Source organism: Pseudomonas sp. B21-010 (assembly GCF_024749325.1).
In the GTDB taxonomy this organism is placed as follows: Bacteria; Pseudomonadota; Gammaproteobacteria; order Pseudomonadales; family Pseudomonadaceae; genus Aquipseudomonas; species Aquipseudomonas kilonensis.
This window is the reverse complement of the sequence record NZ_CP087198.1, coordinates 5581373-5602326: the sequence shown is the minus strand read 5'-3', so window position 1 is coordinate 5602326 and position 20954 is coordinate 5581373. Positions and strand designations below refer to the sequence as shown.

The 20954-nt window shown below is 62.7% G+C and carries 19 protein-coding genes; 10 read left to right on the top strand and 9 right to left on the bottom strand.

Annotation, left to right across the window (positions count from 1 at the left end):
* Positions 1-141 precede the first annotated feature (141 nt).
* The 4 genes from LOY50_RS24985 (at position 142) to LOY50_RS24970 (ending at position 6915) form a co-directional block, all read left to right on the top strand.
* The gene (locus LOY50_RS24985; RefSeq protein WP_258689455.1) at positions 142-2526 is read left to right on the top strand and encodes a hybrid sensor histidine kinase/response regulator; all 2385 of its coding nucleotides are present in this window, start codon (positions 142-144) and stop codon (positions 2524-2526) included.
* Positions 2527-2597: 71 nt separating this feature from the next.
* Positions 2598-4247, top strand: coding sequence for an acyl-CoA dehydrogenase family protein (locus LOY50_RS24980; RefSeq protein WP_258689453.1), 1650 nt, complete (start codon positions 2598-2600; stop codon positions 4245-4247).
* 451 nt (positions 4248-4698) lie between these two features.
* On the top strand, positions 4699-6198 hold the full coding sequence (gene amn, locus LOY50_RS24975) for an AMP nucleosidase (protein WP_161796662.1): 1500 nt from the start codon (positions 4699-4701) through the stop codon (positions 6196-6198).
* Positions 6199-6348: 150 nt separating this feature from the next.
* Complete coding sequence (locus tag LOY50_RS24970) at positions 6349-6915, top strand: pseudouridine synthase (RefSeq protein ID WP_018609898.1); 567 nt, start codon at positions 6349-6351, stop codon at positions 6913-6915.
* Here the strand turns inward: LOY50_RS24970 and LOY50_RS24965 are convergent.
* The 3 genes from LOY50_RS24965 to LOY50_RS24955 form a co-directional block, all read right to left on the bottom strand.
* Positions 6910-7119, bottom strand: coding sequence for a DUF2788 domain-containing protein (locus LOY50_RS24965; protein ID WP_003185724.1), 210 nt, complete (start codon positions 7117-7119; stop codon positions 6910-6912). The genes LOY50_RS24970 and LOY50_RS24965 overlap by 6 nt on opposite strands.
* Positions 7120-7408: 289 nt before the next feature.
* Positions 7409-7888, bottom strand: coding sequence for an Lrp/AsnC family transcriptional regulator (locus tag LOY50_RS24960; RefSeq protein WP_003185723.1), 480 nt, complete (start codon positions 7886-7888; stop codon positions 7409-7411).
* 337 nt (positions 7889-8225) lie between these two features.
* Positions 8226-9047 carry a hypothetical protein gene (locus LOY50_RS24955; protein WP_258689452.1) on the bottom strand — a complete coding sequence of 274 codons (822 nt, stop codon included), beginning with the start codon at positions 9045-9047 and terminating at the stop codon, positions 8226-8228.
* 247 nt (positions 9048-9294) lie between these two features.
* On the opposite strand from LOY50_RS24955, the gene LOY50_RS24950 reads away from it, so the two are divergent.
* Positions 9295-10347, top strand: a complete 1053-nt coding sequence (locus LOY50_RS24950) for a DUF6515 family protein (protein WP_258689450.1) — start codon at positions 9295-9297, stop codon at positions 10345-10347.
* 133 nt (positions 10348-10480) lie between these two features.
* Here the strand turns inward: LOY50_RS24950 and LOY50_RS24945 are convergent, their stop codons facing one another.
* Both LOY50_RS24945 and LOY50_RS24940 read right to left on the bottom strand, forming a co-directional pair.
* A complete protein-coding gene (locus tag LOY50_RS24945) occupies positions 10481-11374 on the bottom strand; it encodes a cation diffusion facilitator family transporter (protein WP_214512894.1) in 894 nt (297 codons plus the stop codon).
* A 28-nt stretch (positions 11375-11402) separates the two neighbouring features.
* Positions 11403-11822: a hypothetical protein gene (locus tag LOY50_RS24940; RefSeq protein ID WP_053182066.1), complete on the bottom strand. Its 420-nt coding sequence runs from the start codon at positions 11820-11822 to the stop codon at positions 11403-11405.
* A 95-nt stretch (positions 11823-11917) separates the two neighbouring features.
* Between LOY50_RS24940 and hrpB the strand changes: the two genes are divergently transcribed.
* Positions 11918-14434, top strand: coding sequence for an ATP-dependent helicase HrpB (gene hrpB / locus LOY50_RS24935; protein WP_258689449.1), 2517 nt, complete (start codon positions 11918-11920; stop codon positions 14432-14434).
* Positions 14435-14458: 24 nt separating this feature from the next.
* Here hrpB and LOY50_RS24930 read toward each other — a convergent pair whose 3' ends face one another.
* The 3 genes from LOY50_RS24930 to LOY50_RS24920 form a co-directional block, all read right to left on the bottom strand.
* On the bottom strand, positions 14459-14920 hold the full coding sequence (locus LOY50_RS24930; protein ID WP_258689448.1) for a GNAT family N-acetyltransferase: 462 nt from the start codon (positions 14918-14920) through the stop codon (positions 14459-14461).
* 241 nt (positions 14921-15161) lie between these two features.
* On the bottom strand, positions 15162-16241 hold the full coding sequence (locus LOY50_RS24925) for an endonuclease/exonuclease/phosphatase family protein (protein WP_258689447.1): 1080 nt from the start codon (positions 16239-16241) through the stop codon (positions 15162-15164).
* A gap of 90 nt (positions 16242-16331) precedes the next feature.
* Complete coding sequence (locus tag LOY50_RS24920; protein WP_214512890.1) at positions 16332-16994, bottom strand: YciC family protein; 663 nt, start codon at positions 16992-16994, stop codon at positions 16332-16334.
* A gap of 174 nt (positions 16995-17168) precedes the next feature.
* Between LOY50_RS24920 and LOY50_RS24915 the strand changes: the two genes are divergently transcribed.
* The 3 genes from LOY50_RS24915 to LOY50_RS24905 all read left to right on the top strand — a co-directional run bounded on the left by LOY50_RS24915 (position 17169) and on the right by LOY50_RS24905 (position 19165).
* Positions 17169-17924 (top strand): DUF2076 domain-containing protein, encoded by a 756-nt coding sequence (locus tag LOY50_RS24915; protein WP_258689446.1) that lies wholly within the window; start codon positions 17169-17171, stop codon positions 17922-17924.
* A gap of 128 nt (positions 17925-18052) precedes the next feature.
* Positions 18053-18532, top strand: a complete 480-nt coding sequence (locus tag LOY50_RS24910) for an NYN domain-containing protein (RefSeq protein WP_053182045.1) — start codon at positions 18053-18055, stop codon at positions 18530-18532.
* 21 nt (positions 18533-18553) lie between these two features.
* Entirely contained in the window at positions 18554-19165 is a 612-nt protein-coding gene (locus LOY50_RS24905; protein WP_092173958.1) for a PolC-type DNA polymerase III, read from the top strand.
* 226 nt (positions 19166-19391) lie between these two features.
* Here LOY50_RS24905 and LOY50_RS24900 read toward each other — a convergent pair whose 3' ends face one another.
* Positions 19392-19844 carry an Lrp/AsnC family transcriptional regulator gene (locus LOY50_RS24900; protein ID WP_003205835.1) on the bottom strand — a complete coding sequence of 151 codons (453 nt, stop codon included), beginning with the start codon at positions 19842-19844 and terminating at the stop codon, positions 19392-19394.
* 161 nt (positions 19845-20005) lie between these two features.
* Here LOY50_RS24900 and yedA point away from each other — a divergent pair, with 161 nt between their 5' ends.
* A complete protein-coding gene (gene yedA, locus LOY50_RS24895; protein ID WP_258689445.1) occupies positions 20006-20908 on the top strand; it encodes a drug/metabolite exporter YedA in 903 nt (300 codons plus the stop codon).
* Positions 20909-20954: the final 46 nt, after the last annotated feature.

Sequence of the window (20954 nt, the reverse complement as noted above, 5' to 3'; positions counted from 1 at the left end):
GAAAGATTTCAATGGTGCAAATTGGCCATCAGCGGCTATGCTAGAGATGGATCCAACTCATAACAGGTAATGCCGGTTTTACGTCTACTCAGGGAATGGGGGGCTTCCTGACTCAACCGGACAGGCCGCGCTGGGGCTTAAATGCGCTATTTGCTGATGTTGTTGCTGTGCTTGTCTCCTTTGGCAAGTGCTCTCGAATTCGATGAATTCACCCAAAACCTGCCCTTGGGTCATGCCCTGCAGGTGTTCGAAGATGCGGGCGGCACGGCCTCCATTGACGATGTCCTGGCCCAGGCTGCCGCTGGTGCTTTCAAGCCCCATGACCAAGCCACCCTGAACGCCGGTTACTCGCGATCAGCCTTCTGGTTGAAAATCGACCTGCACTACCGTCCTGCCAATCCGGACGCCCAGCGCACCTGGCTGCTGGAGCTGGCGTACCCGCCGCTGGACCACCTCGACTTGTATTTGCCCGATGCGGCGGGGGGCTATCGCCTGGTTCGCCAGACCGGTGATGCGTTGCCGTTCGCCAGCCGCGAGATCCGCCAGAACAACTACCTGTTCAGCCTGGCTTTCAAGCCCGAACAACAGCAGACCCTCTACCTGCGCCTGCAAAGCCAGGGTTCGATCCAGGCGCCGCTGACGCTGTGGTCGAGCACCGCTTACCTCGAACAACAGCCCGTGCGTTTGTATGTACTGGGGATCATCTATGGCGTGCTGCTGGGGATGCTGGTCTACAACCTGTTCATCTACCTGAGCGTGCGCGATACCAGCTACCTCTATTACATCTTCTACATTGCCTCGTTCGGCCTGTACCAGTTGTCGGTCAACGGTGCCGCCGTGGAGTATTTCTGGCCGGATAACCCTTGGTGGGCCAATGCCGCGACGCCGTTCTTCATCGGCTGTGCGGGCCTGTTTGGCAGCCAGTTCGCCCGCAGCTTCCTGCAAACCGCCCAGCACAGCCGTTGGCTGGACCGCTTGCTGCTGGCGCTGATCGCCTACAGCGCCGTGGTGGTCGGCCTGTCGCTGATGACCAGTTATGCCCTGGCGCTGCGCCTGGCGACGGTGTTGGCGCTGCTGTTCACGGTGGCGATCTTCGCCGCCGGGTTGTTTGCCTGGTGGCGTGGCCTGCGGGTGGCGCGTTATTTCATCATTGCCTGGTCGGCGTTTCTGCTGGGGGGCATCGTCAATACGTTGATGGTGCTCGGTTACCTGCCGAACGTCTTCCTGACCATGTACGCCAGCCAGATCGGCTCGGCCATCGAGGTGGCGCTGCTGTCCCTGGCCCTGGCCGACCGCATCAATGCCATGCGCGAACAGCAGGCCCAGACCCTGTTGGACGCCGGGCAGAAACTCGAAGTGCTCAACCAGCAACTGGCCCACGGCAACAAGCTCAAGGATGAATTCCTCGCCACCTTGACCCATGAACTGCGCACGCCGATGAATGGCGTGATCGGTTCCCTTGAGCTGATGGAAACCGTCGAGATGGACGAGGAACTGACCCAGTATCAACAGACCGCCGCCGGTTCGGCGCGGGACATGATGCGCATGGTCAACGGCATCCTCACCCTGACCGAGTTGCAGGCCGGCAAGCTCAAGGTCTATCCGGCACCGTTCAGCCTGCGTGGGGTGGTCGATGCGCTGCAGGTGCAGTTCGGCGCCAATGCGGCGGCCAAGGGCCTGGATTTCAAGGTCGACGTATCCCCAGGCCTGGCGGACCGGTTGCTCGGCGACAGCGGCAAACTGGCCCAGAGCCTGGAATGCCTGCTGGACAACGCCATCAAGTTCACCCGGGTTGGCGGCCTGGCCCTGCGAGTCAGCGGCAGGCCCACGGCGCTTGATCGGCTGGTGCTGTCCTTTGCCGTCATCGACACCGGAATCGGTTTTACCGACCTGGGGGAAGCGACCTTGTACCAGCGCTTCTTCCAACTCGACGGCTCGATGACCCGTGAATACGGCGGCCTCGGCGTGGGCCTGGCGATCTGCCGGCAACTGGTGGAACTGCTGGGTGGACGCCTGACCCACACCTCCGAACCCGGTCGTGGCAGCCGTTTCCAGTTGGACGTGGAGTTTGACGTGGCCTCGCCAGCGGCGGTCCCGACGCCGTTTTCCTTCGGTGGCCGCCAAGGCTCGCGCCTGCCGCAGGATTGCACGGTGCTACTGGCCGATGACAACAACATCGATCAGTTGGTCATGCGCGGCATGTTGCTCAAGCTCGGTTATCGGGTGCGCACCGCCGACAGTGGCCGCGCCGCGCTGGATCTGCTGCACGGCGAGCGCTTTGATGCGGTGCTGCTCGATTGCCAGTTGCCGCCGCTGGACGGCGTGTCGCTCTGCTGCCAGATCCACACCTTGTCCGGCTGCGAGGAACTGCCGGTGCTGGTGGTCAGCCCGAACGTGGGGCGCGAGTGCTGTCCTTCGGGCGCGCCGGTCGATTACCTGAACAAACCCGTGAAATTCGAGGCACTGCAGGCGATGCTCCAGCGCCGGGTGCTTTGCCCGAGACAGGGTGAAAGCGCCGACATTTAGGCGGATATGACACTTTGTTCGGCCTGGAGGCGGTGCTTAACTGAATCCCTGGCCGATCGAGGAGCGCTGTCATGAACCTGCACCAGTTCGCTGAAACCCACGACGTCACCAACCAGCCGCCGTCCCTGGATGGCGCCAACCTGTACCGCATCGACCTGCCGCTGCAGCAGTGGTCGCAGCGCTTTGGGGCGGGCTGGGCACAGGCTCGGATCGATGCGTATGGGGCGCTGGCCGGCGGGCCGTTGATGGAAGCGGGCTTCCTGGCCAACCAGAATAAACCGGTGTTCTCCAGCCATGACCGTTACGGCCATCGCATCGACCTGGTGGAGTTCCATCCGGCTTATCACCAGTTGATGCGCACCGCCGTCGAGCACGGCCTGCCCAGTTTGCCCTGGGCGCATCCGCAACCCGGCGCGCATGTCGCCCGGGCGTCGATGACCTATTTGCACAGCCAGGCCGAAGCCGGCACCGGCTGCCCCCTGACCATGACCTTCGCCAGCGTGCCGGCGCTGCGCTTGCAGCCGGACCTGGCCGAGCACTGGGTACCCAAGGTGCTGGCCACCGAGTACGACCCGCGCAACGTCGGCATGGCTCACAAGGCCGGCGTGACCCTGGGCATGGCGATGACCGAAAAACAGGGTGGCACCGATGTGCGGGCCAACACCACCAAGGCCTATCCAGTGGGCGCCAGCGGCCCCGGCCAGGCCTATGAGCTGGTTGGGCACAAATGGTTCTGTTCGGCGCCGATGTGCGATGCCTTCCTCACTTTGGCCCAGACCGACAAGGGCCTGACGTGTTTCCTGCTGCCGCGCCATCGCCCCGACGACACCCGCAATCAGTTCTACATCCAGCGGCTGAAGAACAAGCTGGGCAACTGTTCCAACGCCTCCAGCGAAGTCGAGTTCCGTGGCGCACTGGCCTGGATGGTCGGTGAAGAAGGGCGGGGCGTACCGACGATCATCGAGATGGTCGCCATGACCCGTTTCGATTGCATGGTCGGCTCCAGCGCGCTGATGCGCCAGGCGCTGACCCAGGCCAGCCACCACTGCGCGCACCGCAAGGTCGGTGGCAAGTTGTTGAGTGAACAGCCGCTGATGCAAAACGTCCTGGCTGACCTGGCGCTGGAAAGCGAATCCGCATTGGCCTTGAGCCTGCGCATGGGCCGGGCACTGGACCACTTGAATGACGAGCATGAGGCCAAGTTCGCCCGGCTGGTGACGGCGGTGGGCAAGTACTGGATCTGCAAGCGCGCCCCCGCGATGATCAATGAAGCTGCCGAATGCATGGGCGGTGCCGGCTACGTCGAAGACAGCATCCTGCCGCGCCTGTACCGCGAAGCGCCGGTCAACTCGACGTGGGAAGGCTCCGGCAACGTGCAATGCCTGGATGTGCTGCGCGCCTTGTCCAAGGAGCCCGGCGTGCTGGAGGTCTTGTTCAGCGAATTGGGCGACGGCCACGGCGACAAGCGCCTGGCTGGCCACATCCAGCAATTGCACGCCGCGTTCAAGGACACCGACGACATCCAGTACCGCGCCCGGCAATTGACCGAAGACATCGCCCTGGGCCTGCAAGCCAAGCTGTTGCTCGAGGCGGGGAACAGTGAGGTCAGCGATGCCTTCATCGCCAGTCGCCTGGGTTCGGCCGGCCGGGTGTACGGTGCCTTGCCTAGGGGCTTGAATGTCGAAGCGATCGTGACGCGCTCCACCCCACACGGCTTCTAGAAACACCCCATCGAATCCTGTGGTGAATGGCAGTCCTGGGTCCCTGAAGATCTATTGTGGGAGCGAGCTTGCTCGCGAAGGCTTCGGGCCATCGAGCCTCTGTGGCGACTGACACACCGCTATCGCGAGCAAGCTCGCTCCCACAGGGGATCTGCGATGAATGAAGATTCCGCGGCCCCCGGCGATCAAGGGTGGGAGCGAGCTTGCTCGCGATGGCGTCGGCCCATCCAGCACCTGTGGTGACTGATACACCGCCATCGCGAGCAAGCTCGCTCCCACAGGGGTTCTGCGGTGAATGAAGATTCCACGGCCCCCGGCGATCAAGGGTGGGAGCGAGCCTGCTCGCGATGGCGTCGGCCCATCCAGCACCTGTGGTGACTGATACACCACTCACAGGGAATCGATCGAGTCCACTACGCCACTGTTCCCGTCGGGCGGCGATGCAGGCAAGATGAAGGCCTGCAAGTCAGAACACAGGAAGCTGATCGTGACCGAAGCGTTTATTGTCGTTCAAACCGCCGAACAAGCCGTGGATCGTCTGGCGGCCCTGCACGAGCGTGCGACCACCGCGTTGAACCAGGCGCTGATGCGTTATCTCAAGGACCGCGTCGAGCCGGATGCCGAGCAACGTGCGTTGTTTCGCTATCCGGCCTTGCGCCTGACCTATCACTGCCACGGCGAAGTCCCGCAAACCACGCGTGCCTATGCCAAGGTCCAGTTGCCCGGCACCTACAGTGTCACCGTCACTCACCCCGCCGCCTTCCGTAAATACCTGCTGGAACAGCTGGTCCCGCTGATGCACGACTTTACCGTCACCGTGGAAGTGGGCGTCAGCGAGCAGAACATCCCGTACCCGTACGTGGTGGAGCAGGGCGACGAACTGGCCGGCTCTGGCGTGACCGCCGCCGTGCTGGCGCGGGTTTTCCCCAGCACCGACCTGTCGGCCGCCACCGACGGCATTGCCGACGGTCTCTATGACTGGGAAAACACCGACCCGCTGCCCTTGGCGCTGTTCGACGCGGCGCGGGTGGATTTTTCCCTGCGCCGGCTGGTGCACTACACCGGCAGCGACTGGCGCCATGTACAGCCGTGGATCCTGCTGACCAACTACCACCGCTATGTCGACCAGTTCATCGTCCATGGCCTGGAGCAACTGCGCAGCGACCCGCGCTTTGTACGCATGGTCCTGCCGGGCAACGTGATCATCGACAAGAACATGGAGCACAGCGAAGCGTCGGCCATCGCCGCCGGTGTGGTCTGGCACCGCTACCAGATGCCGGCCTATCACTTGCAGACCAATGATGGCCATGGCGTGACCCTGGTGAACATCGGTGTCGGCCCGTCCAACGCCAAGAACATCACCGACCACCTGGCCGTGCTGCGCCCGCATTGCTGGCTGATGATCGGTCACTGCGGCGGGTTGCGGCAGTCCCAGACCATTGGCGACTACGTGCTGGCCCACGCCTACATGCGCCGCGATGGCATTCTCGACCGGGTGGTGCCGCCGAACATTCCGATTCCGGCCCTGGCCGAAGTGCAGATGGCACTTCAACAGGCCGCGGCGAACATCACTGGCGAGAAGGGCGACGAGCTGAAAAAACGCCTGCGCACCGGCACCGTGCTGACTTACGACGACCGCAACTGGGAGCTGCGCTGGGCCCAGGAACGTCCGCTGATCAACCTGTCTCGCGCCGTGGCGGTGGACATGGAAAGCGGCACCATCGCCGCCCAGGGCTATCGTCTGCGGGTGCCCTATGGCACGTTGCTTTGCGTCTCGGACAAACCGTTGCACAGCGAAATCAAGCTGCCGGGCTCGGCCAACGCGTTCTATGAGCGCGCGGTCAACCAGCACCTGAAGATCGGCATCGAGGCGCTGGACCTGTTGCGCACCGAACTCAACTCGTTGCATTCGCGCAAGCTGCGCAGCTTCGACGAGCCGCCGTTCCGCTGATGCGCTGTTGAAGGGGGTGGTGGTTATTTAACGGTCGGGCCACTAGCATGGTTGGCCCGAACGTTAAATGTTGTATTCACCATGCCCCGTCCTCCACGCCCTGCTTCCCGTCGCCCTGGCGCGAAGCTTCCCGCCGCCGCCCCGCGCCGTGTGGCCAAGGCCCCGCCGGCCGAGTCGAAGCTGATTCTGTTCAACAAACCGTTCGATGTGCTGACGCAATTCAGTGACGGTGAAGGGCGGGCGACGCTCAAGGATTTTATCGACGTACCGGGCATCTACCCGGCCGGACGACTGGATCGCGACAGCGAAGGCTTGCTGTTGCTGACCAACGATGGGCAGTTGCAGGCGCGTATTGCCGACCCCAAGCACAAGCTGGCCAAGACCTATTGGGTGCAGGTGGAGGGCGAGCCGAGCGCTGAACAGTTGCAGCGTTTGCGCGACGGCGTGGAGTTGAACGACGGCATGACCCTGCCGGCCGAGGCGCGCTCATTGGATGAGCCGCAACTGTGGCCGCGCAACCCGCCGGTACGTTTTCGTAAAAGCGTGCCCACGAGCTGGGTGGAGCTGGTGATACGCGAGGGGCGCAATCGCCAGGTACGACGCATGACCGCCGCCGTGGGCTTGCCGACCTTGCGCCTGGTGCGGGTCAGGATCGGCGACTGGACGATCGAAGGGCTCGATCAGGGCCAGTGGAAGGAAGTCCCGGCGCGCTTATAACGCCCCGGACTCGATCAGGCCGATCACCACGCTCTTGATGACGAACGCGGCCACGCCGAGGCCCAGCACGAAAAACAGGATGAACGAGCCGAAACGCCCGGCCTTGGACTTCTTCGCCAGATCCCAGACGATGAAACCCATGAAAATGATCAGGATGCTGACCAGGCCGGTCATCATCCACTCTTCGAAAACAGCAGGATCCATCAGGACACTCCGGCGTGGGCGGGGTTGAAAAGGCGCGGCGAGTATAAGGCATGAGGCGCGGGCGCGGGATTGGCCTGCGGCGGTGTGTCGCAGCTATTCATCGGCTGGGCTGACGCCATCGACCCATGTGGGAGCGAGCTTGCTCGCGATGGCGGTAGCACATCCAACGTCAATGCAAGCTGAACCGCCGCTATCGCGAGCAAGCTCGCTCCCACATGGGATCCGGACAAACGCAACATCTGGATCGCCCCGGGCCCCTGTGGGAGCGAGCCTGCTCGCAATGGCGTCTTCAGCTGCGCAGATGCGTCAACGGCAGTTCGGTGCTGTTGAGCACCTGGTTCAGTACAAAGCTCGAACGCACGCTGGTGACGCCATCGATCCGGGTCAGGTGCCCCAGCAGCAGTTTCTGGTAATGGTCCATGTCCGGTACCACCACCTTGAGCTGGTAGTCCGCGTCCATGCCGGTGACCAGGCTGCACTCCAGCACTTGCGGCAGGTTGCGGATGGCGGCTTCGAAGTTCTCGAAGCGCTCGGGTGTGTGGCGGTCCATGCCGATCAGCACATAAGCCGTCAGGCTCAGGCCCAGCAGCTTGCGGTCGAGCAGGGCGACCTGGCGGGTGATGTAGCCGTCATCTTCCAACTGCTTGACCCGGCGTGAGCAGGGGGAGGGCGACAGGCCGATGCGTTCGGCCAGTTCCTGGTTGGAGATGCGCGCGTCGCGCTGCAATTCCGCCAGAATGCTCAGGTCGTAACGGTCGAGTTTGCTCATCGGTCGGGCCTTTATCTTGATAATTGCGGCAGATTATCTATCCGGGGTTAAAAATTGCGCAAGTGATGTTTATTTCCGCAATCTTAGCAATCATCTGTCGGCACCTCAGGTTTACTCTTATTACCAAGATCACTGCTCGGACAAACAGTCCAGTGCAGCCCGCCCAATCAGGCCGGCTGCGGTCGCAGTACCCACCGGTACTGGCAGACCCCCGAGCTGCACACTGTCCAGAAGACGGCGTGAGGTGAGCCGACGTCATAAGCGTCGCGCACGGACGAAATTCTCAAGGGGAGGCCGACGGGCCTCCCTTTTTTATGGGCGCAAGAATTTGCTTCGGCTAGGGCACGTCATAACCGCAGGAGCGCAGGCGCTGGCGGGTCAGGCGCTTGTCGGGGTAATCGCTGCCCCAATTCAGGTGCTGGTCATAACGGGATTTGACGTGGGCGCAGGCGGCCTTGATTTTTGCGTCCGCCTCGGCCAGGGCGGCCTCGGGGAGGCGATTGATTTTCAGACTCTGGAAGAACGGCAGGATAAAGGCCTGCTCAAGGTCATAGCCTTTGGTGCCTTCGGGCAAGCGTTGGCTCGCGCTTACCGAGAACGGTTGTCTCAGGCCGCTCTGATTTTCCCAGCACCAGTATTTGACGACCTCTTCCCAGGAGTCCGTCGGGCTGTGCCATACGTTATGAAAGCGCAGGCATTGCATGCCTTGTCGGGTTACCCAGTCGATCAACTCTGGACGTGCTTTGCTTGGGGTAAGGTCCATCAAGGCGAGTTGGTATTGCAGGAATTGTTCGGGGGGATAAAGCGTTCCTTCCTCTTTGCCGTCGAGTAAACCCTCGACGACGATGGAAAGCGATGAAGCCAGCACTTCGAGCTCGCCGGAGCGAAAGGTGCCGGAGGTGCCCGCCGACTGTATATCGCGCCGCTTGTCGTAGTCGAAGCCGCTTTGGATAGAGCCGCATGGCGTGTGCCGCAATGGCCCTGGCAGGTCGTAGGAGAACCGTGGGCTCAGGGTCACCCGTTGTTCCCCCACTTCACACAGCATTCGGCTCAGCCGCTTATCATCTTCATGCACCAGCGGCGCGGGCGCGCAGCCCCACAGGGCCACGGGCAGCAGTATCAGGCCAACAAGGCGGATCCTCGTGACGAGGTACCGCACGAGGTGCCCCTGACCCTGTCTGGATGGAATTGACATGCCTTCACTCCCTTGATTGGCTCATTGCGACAGATGCCGGTAGTCGCTACGGGTGAATGGAAGTCCCTGTCAACCGGCGAAATCGATAGGCATCTTAGAGGAAAACTTTCAGCTGCCTGCGAAATAAACCCCGTGGCTGTTAACCTGTCGCAGAACCGGCCTGGGCTTTTCCAGTCTTACTATCAGGCCCTGAACCGTTGTGAGGAATTTCATGAAGTCGCGCATCTGGCGTTTGGCAGGTGTTGGTCTGTTGTGGGCAAGTGTCAGTGCGCAGGGAATGGCCGACGATCAGCAAAACCGTGGCGGCCCCGATGGCGGTCGCGGGCAGGACGGGCGCGGCGGCAACGGCCAGGGTCACTCGGTCCAGCCGCGGCCGCAGAGCAACGAAATCATTCGGGGCGATAACAGTCGTCAGTTCGAGGTCAAGCCACAGCCGCAGTACCAGGGCGGCCAGCGCTATGATCGTGGGCCTCAAGACCCCAGCGGCCAGCGCTACGATCGTGGCCCCCAAGACCCCAACGGCCATGGGCGTCCGCAGCCTCAGCCGCAGCCCGGCAACAACCTGCCGATCCAGGGCCGGCCCGACAGCGTGACCCAGACCCGCGAACCGCAACCGGGGTATTACCGCGATGTCCCGCGTCGCAACGACAGTTATCCAAACGGCGGGCCACGCCCAAGCCACGACAACCGTCCCGAGCAGCATTGGCCCGGTCGGCCGGACGGCCATGGCAACGGCTGGGGCTCGGGGCCGCAATACCGCCCGGGGTATGTGATCGACCGTTTCCCGGATCGCAACTACCGCGTGCCCTATCGCGGCCAGGATTATTTCTACTCGGGCGGCTACTGGTATCGCCCTCAAGGGCCGCGTTACATCGTGGTCGAGCCACCGCGGGGCATCCGTACCCGTTACCTGCCCGATTACGCCAGGGAAGTGTGGATCGGCAGCTCGCTGTTCTTTCTCGCTGCCGGCGCCTATTACATCTACGAAGCCAGCACCCAGGACTACGTCGTGGTCGAGCCGCCCGTGGCCAACCCGCAGCCTCAACCGCAAGGCAACAGCTTTGACGTGGTGGCCTACCCGGCCAACGGCCAGTCGCCCGAGCAGGTCAATCAGGATGGCTATGACTGCTATCGCTGGGCCGTGCAGCAGAGCGGTTTCGATCCGCGCAACTACAGCTACCCACCGGCGCCGGAAGTGGTGCAGACCTATCGCCAGGCCCAGGGCAGTTGCTTGAGTAGCCGTGGGTATCAGGTGACGTACTGAGTTCTGGCGGGAGACAGGATGCCGCTCTTGTGGCGAGGGAGCTTGCTCCCGCTGGACTGCGCAGCAGGCCCAGGATTTTTACGGTCGCTGCGCAACCGAGCGGGAACAAGCTCCCTCGCCACGGGTTCGGACATCAAGCGCTGGCGCGCTGCACCACTTCCGACGGATCGGCATGCACCAGCACTTCGGCCTTCGGATAGACATCATGGATCGCATCGGCGGCCTGGTCGCTGATGCCGTGGGCCACTGACAGGGTCAGTTCCCCCGGCAACTCCAAGTGCAGCTGCACGAACCAGTGGTTGCCGGAGATCCGCGTACGCAAGTCATGGGCACCGAGCACGCCGGGCACGGCGCAGGCCAGTTCCAGCATGTGCTGGCTGACGTCGGGCGGCAGTTCCTGATCCATCAGCACGGCGAAGCTTTCCCGGGCGATCTGGACGGCGCTCCACAGAATGTAAATGGCGATCCCCAGGCCGAACCAGGCGTCCAGTTGATACCAGCCAAACCCGGCCAACACCAGCGCCACCAGGATGCTGCCGTTGAGCAACAAGTCGGAGCGATAGTGCAGCGAGTCGGCGCGCACGGCGTTGGAGCCGGTGGCGCGGATGACCCGATGCTGCAACGCCAGCAGCGCCAGGGTCAGCCCGAGGGAAAACACGATCACGCCGACGCTCAGCCAAGGGGCATCCACCGGCACCGGGTTTTTCAGCCGCTCGAAAGCCTGCAAGGCAATCAATACCGCACTGCCGCCGATAAACAGCGCCTGGGCCATGCCGGCCAGGGATTCGGCCTTGCCATGACCGTAACGATGATCATCGTCGGCGGGGCGCAGCGCGTAATGCACCGCCAGCAGATTGAGCAGCGAGGTGACGCCGTCCAGTGCCGAGTCGGTCAGGCCGGCAAGCATGCTCACCGAGCCGCTCAGCCACCAGGCCAGGGCCTTGGCGACGACCAGGATAAGCGCCACGGCCACTGACGCCCGGGTGGCCAGGCGCAGCAGACGGGCGTGTTCGGTGCTGGTGGTCATGGCGCGGTCGTTCCTTCAATAGCGCTTGTCATGCGGCGGGCTTGAGGCCGAGGGCGGCCAGTTGTTGCGCGCTGCCCTTGTGCTGGATCAGCCGAGGATCGTCCAGCGGGAAGCTGCGGCCCAGTTCGCGTTCCAGGATCGCCTGCAATTTTTGGTTATTGACGGTGCCGTCGGGGTTGATGGCCGGCTTGAGTTTCTCTGGCTCGATCTGGACACTCTTGCCCGGCTCGAAGTAAATGGCGCCGGTGGCGAAGTCCACGGCGAACGCGATCAGGCCGGGGATGATGTAGAACAGCAGGCCGACGGCATCGAGCGCGGCAATCGCCGGGTCGATCTTGCCGTCGATCTGGCCGCGACGGTCCGGGTAGAAGATCGAGCCGCAGGCGCTGATTTGAGTCAGCAGGGCGGCGACCAGGACGCCACCGATCACGCGAAAGGGAATACGCATAGCAATCTCCTGAACAGGTAAAGGCGTTGCTGGTTGGAGTCCAGACCACGCTAAACAGTTCGCCGTTATACTCGGCCCTCTGTTTTGGAGCCAGCATGATTTCTTTGCCGATTGATGAAGTTTTACCCGCCCTGCGTCAAGCCTTGGCATCGCGCCACGAAGCCGTGCTCGAAGCGCCGCCCGGTGCCGGTAAAACCACCCGTGTTCCCCTGGCCTTGCTGAACGAGCCCTGGCTGGCCCGGCAGACCATCCTGATGCTCGAACCCCGGCGCCTGGCGGCACGGGCGGCGGCCGAGCGACTGGCCAGCGAGCTGGGGGAAAAGGTCGGTGAAACCGTCGGCTACCGGATTCGCCTCGATAGCAAGGTCGGCCCCAAGACCCGTATTGAAGTGGTCACCGAAGGCATCCTCACCCGGCGCTTGCAGGACGATCCGGCGCTGGAAGGCGTGGGGCTGCTGATTTTCGATGAATTCCATGAGCGCAGTCTCGACGCCGACCTGGCCCTGGCCTTGAGCCTCAACGGTCGGGAGCTGTTTCGCGAAGACCAGCCATTGAAGATCCTGCTGATGTCCGCGACCCTGGAAGGCGAGCGCCTGGCCGGGTTGCTGGACAATGCGCCGATCCTGCGCAGCGAAGGCCGCATGTTCCCGGTGACGGTACGCTGGGGCCGGCCGTTCCAGCCCGGCGAGTTCATCGAGCCGCGGCTGGTGCAGACCGTGCTGGACGCACTGCACGATGAAACCGGCAGCGTCCTGGTGTTCTTGCCCGGGCAGGCGGAGATCCGCCGGGTCCATCAGCAATTGGCCGAGGCCTTGGGCGAGGGCGGCAATGTGTTGCTCTGTCCGCTGCACGGTGAACTGGACCTCGCCGCCCAGCGCGCTGCCATCGATCCCGCGCCGCCCGGCCAGCGCAAAGTGGTGCTGGCCACCAACATCGCCGAAACCAGCCTGACCATCAATGGCGTGCGGGTGGTGATCGACGCCGGACTGGCCCGGGTGCCGCGTTTCGACCCGGGCAGCGGCATGACCCGGCTCGACACCCAGCGCATTTCCCGAGCCAGCGCCACCCAGCGGGCCGGTCGGGCCGGGCGTCTGGAGCCTGGTGTCTGCTATCGATTGTGGTCCGAAGACCAGCATGAACAATTGGCCGCCTATGGCAGCGCGGAGATTCTGTCGGCGGACCTGGCCGGATTGGCCCTGCAGTTGGGACGCTGGGGCGTGACGCCGCAGCAATTGGTCTGGCTCGACATTCCGCCCACCGCCGCATATGCCCAGGCCCAGGACCTGCTGCAACGCCTGGGCGCGCTGGAGGGCGAGCAACTGACCCGCCACGGGCAGGCCATGGCTGAACTGCCGGCCCACCCGCGTATCGCTCATCTGCTGTTGCGCGGCCAGGCGTTGGGGCTGGCGGACATGGCCTGCAACGTCGCCGCACTGTTGGGCGAGCGCGATATTCTGCGCGGCGCCGGCGCGGATCTGCACAGTCGCTTGGCCTTGCTGTCCGGCGAAGAACGAGCAGCGCGCGGCACCCAGGGCGGGGTGCCGCGGGCGCGACAACTGGCCCGGCAATATCGCGGTTACCTGCGGGGCAAGGCCGAAGAAGCCGTGGCCGATCCCGATCATCCGCGCTGGCTCGGCGCGTTGCTGGCGCTGGCCTACCCGGACCGCGTCGCCCAGCAACGCCGGCCCGGCGGCGCCGAATATCGTTTGGCCAATGGCCGTGCGGCGCTGTTTGCCGAGGCGGACAGCCTGATGAAACAAGCGTGGCTGGTGATCGCCGACCTGGGCAGCCGTCAGGGCCAGCGCGAAGAACGGATCTACCTGGCGACGGATTTCGACCCGGCGCTGTTCGATTCGGTGCTGGCCGAACAAGTCCGTGTTGTAGATCAACTGGATTGGGACGAGCGCGAAGGCGTGCTGCGCGCCGAGCGCCAGCGCAAGGTTGGCGAACTGGTGCTCAGCCGCGAACCGCTGACCGGCCTGGATGAGTCGGCCCGTAGCCAGGCCCTGGTGAACCTGGTGCGGCGCAAGGGCCTGGAATTATTGCCCTGGACCCCGGAACTGCGGCAATGGCAGGCGCGGGTGGCGCTGCTGCGTCGCCTGGACCTGGACGCCAAGGGCGAGAGTGAATGGCCGGATGTCAGCGATAGCGCATTGCTGGGCAGCCTCGAACATTGGTTGATGCCGTATCTGGGGCGCGTCTCGCGCCTCAGCCATTTTGCCAACCTGGACTTGTCTAGCATCGTTCACAACCTGTTGCCCTGGCCCCTGCCGCAACGCTTGGATGAACTGGCGCCGCACCATTTGAGCGTGCCCTCGGGGTCGTCGATCCGCCTGGACTACAGCGAGCATCCGCCGATCCTGGCGGTGCGCCTGCAGGAGCTCTTCGGCCTGGCCGATACCCCGCGCATTGCTGGCGGGCGGCAGGTGGTCAAGTTGCACCTGCTGTCACCGGCGCGCCGGCCGGTGCAGGTCACCCAGGACCTGGCGAACTTCTGGCGCAGCACCTACGCCGAGGTGAAGAAAGACCTCAAGGGGCGTTATCCCAAACATTACTGGCCGGACGACCCGCTGGTGGCGGAGGCGACGGCGCGGGTCAAGCCGCGTAAGTGAGCTGATTCCAGATTCAACACAGAGTCAGTCTTTCTCAAGAAACTTGCTGTAGCTGAAAAACATCTCGTCGCGTATCCAACCTGCAGACTCATAGAGCGCCTGGGCGGATTGATTGGTCTTGGCCGTGCGCAAGTCCATACGGACTGCCCCTTGTTGCCTGGCATATGCTTCGGCGGCCATAAGCAGCTTTTTGCCTATACCCCGTTGGCGCACGTTCGAATCAACGAAAAGATCATACAAAGTGAAGATGCGCGCCGTGAAAACCGAGCAAAAGGTTGGGTAGAGCTGGCAGAACCCCACAATCTCCTTGGCGGCGTTCTCTGCAACGAACACCAGGGACTCACCCTGTTCAATTCGCGCCCTGACATAGGCGGTCGCCCGCTGCACGTCGGCATCCATTCTGTAGAACTGCCGATACGCATCAAACAACACACCAACCGCTTCAACGTCGTTGTGTTCGGCCAGGCGAATCTGGGTGTCGCTCATGGATCTCTCCTTGAAATGGGTGTTCAGTCTGAGAAGGCCTCAGAGCAATACCATCAGGACAGTCAGAGCGTACTGCTCGTGTCGGCCGGGCGTTATCCCAAACCGGCACTGGAATTGCGACATAGATCCACTGTGGGAGCGAGCTTGCTCGCGATGGCGGTGTGTCAGCCAATAGTCATGTGGCTGATCCACTGCTATCGCGAGCAAGCTCGCTCCCACAGTTATTCTGCGGCGAGTCGTACTAAGGCGCAGGCGGCAACAAAAACCGCGCAATCACCGGCAAATGATCGGAGATGCGCAAGGTGTCGTCCTGTCTTACCTGGGCTTCGACTCGTTTGAGGCGCGGGCTGTAGAACAGGTAGTCGACGGTGCGGTCGGGGCCGTTGAGGCCGGGGTCGTTCGGGTAGTGGGTCAGCCAGTGTGCGCGATCGATGCCGCTGGCCTCGTTGTTGGTGGGGATCATCGGGTATTTGTCCCACAACAGGTGCAAGGGGCTGTCAGCGGAGTAGGGCGTGCGTTGCTCGGACGGCAGGCGCCGGTACTGGCCCAGGGGCAGCAGGTTGAAGTCGCCGCCGATCAGCCAGGGTGTGCCCGCGGATTCGAATTTATCCAAGGCCTTGGCCACGGCGGTGATTTGTCTGGGCAGGGTTTCGTCCGGCTCGCTGGCCCGTTCCAGGTGGGTGTTGAGCACCGCCAGTTGGCCGCCGCCGCTCAGCGACAGATAGCTCACCAACAAGGCGTTTTTTGGCTGGAACTGACGGCTGATGATATTGGCGTCTGCCACCGGCAGTTGTACCCGTTCGGCATGGTCGATGCGGTAGCGACTCAGGGTCGCCAGTTGCCGGCCGACGCTGCCGAAGATGTGCGGGTCGGGGATGAAGTCGGCCTTCCAGTCGAAGGCGCTGGTGCCGCACGGATAGAGGTCGGCCAGCCGCTCCTGCAACAGCTTGAGCTGGTCCTGGTAATCGCTGGCCTTGGCGCCCTTGTCCAGTTCCTGGAGCAGCACGACGTCCGGTTGCTCATCGCGGATGACCCGTGCCACTTCGTCGAGGCTGAAGGCCATGTCTTCCTGGGTCGGGCTTTCATCGTTGCCCTGGGCCAGGTCGTGCCAGAACACGTAGCGTTTGCCGGCGAGGAACTGCACGTTCCAGGTCATCACCTTCAAGGCCTGGCCGGGCACCAGCGGTGCTGCGTTGGCGGTGCAACTGACCGGTAGGGTTTCCCGAGGCTGCGGCCGCCAGGTCAGGCCGTAGATCGACAGGGCGGCCAGGCTGACGATCGACAGCAGGCCCAGCAAGGTGTAGCGCAGTAGACGGGTCATGGCTCGGCTTATGGGCGAAACGCGAAAGTGATCCCGAGCATAACCGAGAGCGGTTCTCAAGCCCAAGCCCAGGGCCTTCGCAGTGTGCGATCAGCGGTTGTCAGGCTTGGCTTCGATCAACATGAACATGCGGAACAGCACCACGCTGGTGAACAGTTGCAAGAAGCTGTGGACGCTCTCGATCAGCAGGCTGAGCACAGGGTTCTGAGGCGGTGGATACACCGAGACGCTGACGCCCTTGAGCAGCCACAGCGGGCCCATCACACAGAGGATGCACAGCAGGACCCGCCAGAAGTTACCGCGGGACATGTTCAGGCTTTCCTTCATCGCCGCCAGGGGTGTCAGGCCCCTGAGGACCAACAGGTATTCACTGAAGGCCAGGGTCACCATCAGCCACAGGCCCGGCAGGAAGTACAACGACAGCCCCACCAGGATCAACAGCGTGTTGAGGGCCGTCAGCAAGGCAAAGCGTGGCCACAGGGTGAGGGCCGTCGCGAGCAGGTCACGGGTGCGTGGTGCTTCGCCGCGGCTGCGGGCGTCGAGAAACAGGATCAACGCGGCGGTGTACAAGGGGTACACCAATAACCCGACGATCACGCTGTAGCCGGGGAAACCCTCGGGGCCGACGGCGCTGTCCACGCCTTGTTGCAGCAAAGCCTCGAGTATGACCAGCGGCAGGCACAGCTGGGCGATCCGGCCCAGATGGCGCTTGAAGAAATACAAAGAGTCGCGCAGCACGTCAAACGGATTCATGAGTCGGTATCGCAGTTCAAAAGCGGTCCGACACTTTAACCGATCAGGCGCCCGCACAAGCAAACGTAAACATCAGGTAAAGACCATTGAAACCTTTGCGACGAGCCCCATTACTGGTGGGCACCGGTCTTCAGGACCGGAATGGTTTCTACCCGGCAATCTAATGAGGTCGCCATGAACAGCGAAGAACAAACCCTGATCGATGGACTGTTTTCACGGCTGCAACAGGCCGAAAAGGATTCAGCCCCGCGTGACGTCCAGGCCGAGGCGCGGATCAAGGAACACCTGGCCAGCCAGCCAGCGGCGGGCTATTTCATGGCCCAGGCGATTCTGGTGCAGGAGGCCGCGATCAAGCGCCTCGATGAACAGAACAAGCAACTCACCCAGCAAGTCGAGCAGTTGCAGGCCGAGCTGCAACGGGCCCGTTCCCAGCCATCGGCACCCAGCGGTGGCGCAGGCTTTCTGTCGAGCATTTTTGGTGGCAGTGCCCGGGATTCACGCCCGGCAAGCGCACCGACGTCCAGTGGGGGAGGCTGGCGCGAACCGGCACAGCCGTCCTTCAATGCCCAGCCCCAGCCCCAGCAGGGCTTCGGCGCGCCGCCCGGCAATTATGGCGCACCGCAGCAGCAGGCCCCGGCAGCGGGCAGCTTCCTGGGCGGCGCCCTGAAAACCGCGGCCGGCGTGGCCGGCGGCGTGATGCTGGCCCAAGGTATCAGCAGCCTGTTCCACAGCAACCAGCAACCGCAGGAAATCGTCGAGGTCATCAAGGAGGAACCGGCGCAACCGGTCAACGACACCGCAGACAACGGCTGGGGCGATGAGCCGAGGGTGGCCGATAACGACGCCTACGGCAACGACCAGGGCGGTTTCAGCGACGCGGACTACAGCGACGATTCTTCTTTCTTCGGCGACGACGACTCCTTCGTCTGACCTGCCATTCGTCCGGGGCGCCTTGGTGCCTCGGGCCGATTATTCGCGGAACAATCCTTCGGGCTGGCATACTGGGCGACTTTTCGGCCCTGGTGGCCTGTGTGCGTGTGCATCCAAGAGGAAACGCGGTGAAAAAAATTGCAGTGTTCGCCGATGTCCAGAACCTCTACTACACCGTGCGCCAAGCCTACGGTTGCCATTTCAACTACGCCGCGCTGTGGGCTGATGTCAGCAAGCAGGGGCAGATCGTCGAGGCGTATGCCTACGCGATCGATCGCGGTGACAGCAAGCAGCAGCAATTCCAGCAGATCCTGCGCAACCTGGGTTTTGTCGTGAAGCTCAAGCCCTACATCCAGCGCAGCGACGGCTCGGCCAAGGGCGACTGGGACGTGGGCATCACGCTGGACATCATGGACGCCGCCGACCACGTCGACGAAGTGGTGCTGGCCTCCGGCGACGGCGATTTCGACATGCTGCTCGAGCGCATCATCCAGAAGCATGGTGTACAAGCGGTGGCCTATGGCGTGCCGGGGTTGACCGCCAACTCGCTGATCCGCGCCGCCAGCCGCTACGTGCCCATCGAAGGCGCGTTGTTGCTCAAGAATTGATTTTCACGGAGTTCAAAAGGTTTGGAACGCATCGCAGTCATCGACTTTGAAACCACCGGGATCACCCCGAGCAGCAGTTGCCGGGCCACTGAAATCGCGGTGGTGATGCTCGAACAAGGCCGGATCGTCGACCGCTACCAGAGCCTGATGAATGCCGGTGTGCGTATCCCTGCGTTTATCGAGCAATTGACCGGCATCAGCAACGCCATGCTGCGCAGCGCCCCGTCGGCGGAAAAAGTGATGAACGAGGTCAACGAGTTCGTTGGCATCACGCCGCTGCTGGCCCACAACGCCGCGTTCGACCAGAAGTTCTGGGACTTCGAACTGGGGCGAATCAAGCGCACCCGCCTGCAGAATTTTGCCTGCTCACTGTTGCTGGCCCGACGCCTGATGCCGGCGGCGCCGAACCACAAGCTCGGCACGCTCAACGCTTTCGCCGGCCTGCCCCATACCGGCCAGGCTCACCGGGCCATGGCCGACGCCGAAATGGCCGCCAACCTCACCGCGCACCTGGCTTCGCAATTGCGGCAAAAGCATGGGCTGCGGGAGTTGTCCCATGATCTGCTGTGCAGTTTGCAGAAAGTGCCGGCGGCGAAGATCAATGAGCACCTCAAGCGGCATCGCGGGTTCTAAACACACCACAAAGCAACTGTGGGAGTGATGTGTCAGACAGACCGCAATCGCGAGCAAGCTCGCTCCCACACCATATCCCGGCAACACACTGACCCTGTGCTCACTGAAGATCCAATGTGGGAGCGAGCTTGCTCGCGATTGCGGTCTGTCAGTCGACATTAATGTTGGCTGATCCAAAGCTATCGCGAGCAAGCTCGCTCCCACAGGGTTGGTCTGTGTTGAGCAATTATTTGCCGTTGCCTTCCAACTGCCCCAACGGCACGCGCTTTTCAATGGCGCTGGACAGCACGATCGAGGTCTTGCTGAAGCCGAACTTGGCGATGCGGTTGATCAGCTCTTCCAGTTCCGGCATCGAGCCCACCGCCGCTTGCATGATCACGCACGGGTCCCCGGTGACCCGGTGGCACTCGGTCAGTTGTGGGATCTTGCACAGTTCGTCGTAGGTCTTCTGGTTGCCATGCTGGTTCATCCGCAATTCGATGACGCACTGCACCGGCAGGCCGATCTTCGCCATGTCGACTTTGGCTTGATAACCGGTGATGACGCCGCTGGCTTCCAGTTTGCTGACCCGCTCGGCCACGGCGGGGGCTGACAGGTTCACTTTGCGGGCCAGTTCGGCGTAGGACGCACGACCGTTTTCCAACAGGGCGCTGAGCAGCATGCGGTCGTATTTATCCACAGGTAGGCTTCCAAATGACGTGGCTTTCGAAAGCGCGACTTATAGCGCCGAACGCCGTGTTTTGAAAAGTGTATGGCCCGGATAAACAGGTTTTGTAGCTTAATTTCCGCCCTTCGCCTTTCTAGAATAGCGTCTCTCATTGTCCTGACTTCGAGCTGACCATGCCTGGCACACGCCGCTTCCCCCTGCCATTGATCGCTGCCTTCTTTGCCTTGTATGTCATCTGGGGTTCGACCTACCTGGTGATTCGCATCGGTGTGGAGCATTGGCCGCCGCTGTTGCTGGCCGGGATTCGTTTTGTGCTGGCCGGTTCGCTGATGTATGGCTTCCTGCGCTGGCGCGGGGCACCGGCGCCGACCTGGGCGCAATGGAAGGCCGGGGCCATCATCGGCGTACTGTTGCTCAGTTTTGGTAACGGCGCGGTCAGTGTGGCCGAGCACACTGGCGTGGCGTCCGGGGTGGCGGCCCTGGCGGTGGCAACGGTGCCTTTGTTTACCTTGCTCTGCGGATATTTCTGGGGTGCGCGTAATACTCGTCTGGAATGGGCGGGGATTGTGCTGGGGTTGATTGGTATCGCGATGCTCAACCTGGGCTCCAACCTGCAGTCCAGCCCGTTGGGTGCGACCTTGCTGGTATTCGCGGCGGCGTCCTGGGCCTTCGGTTCGGTGCTGAGCAAACATGTGCAGTTGCCAACCGGGGCGATGGCCAGTGCCGTGGAAATGCTGGTGGGCGGTGTGGTGCTGTTGATCGGCAGTGTGGCCAGCGGCGAGCACCTGGACAGCGTGCCGCCGCTGGAAGGTTGGCTTGCCTTGGCTTACCTGACCTGCTTCGGCTCGATCGTTGCCTTCAATGCCTACATGTACCTGCTCAAGCATGTGCGCCCGGCGGCGGCCACCAGTTATGCCTACGTCAACCCAGCCGTGGCAGTGTTGCTGGGGATCGTGTTCGCGGGTGAAACCATTGGCGCTGAAGAAAGTGTGGCGATGTTGGTGATCATCAGTGCCGTGGTGTTGATCGGTTTGCCGCAGTGGCGCAAACCCAAGCCTGCGCCGGCCGCTTCCTGATTTAGGGTAAACTGCCGCGCATTGCACATCTTGCGCTGATTTTTCC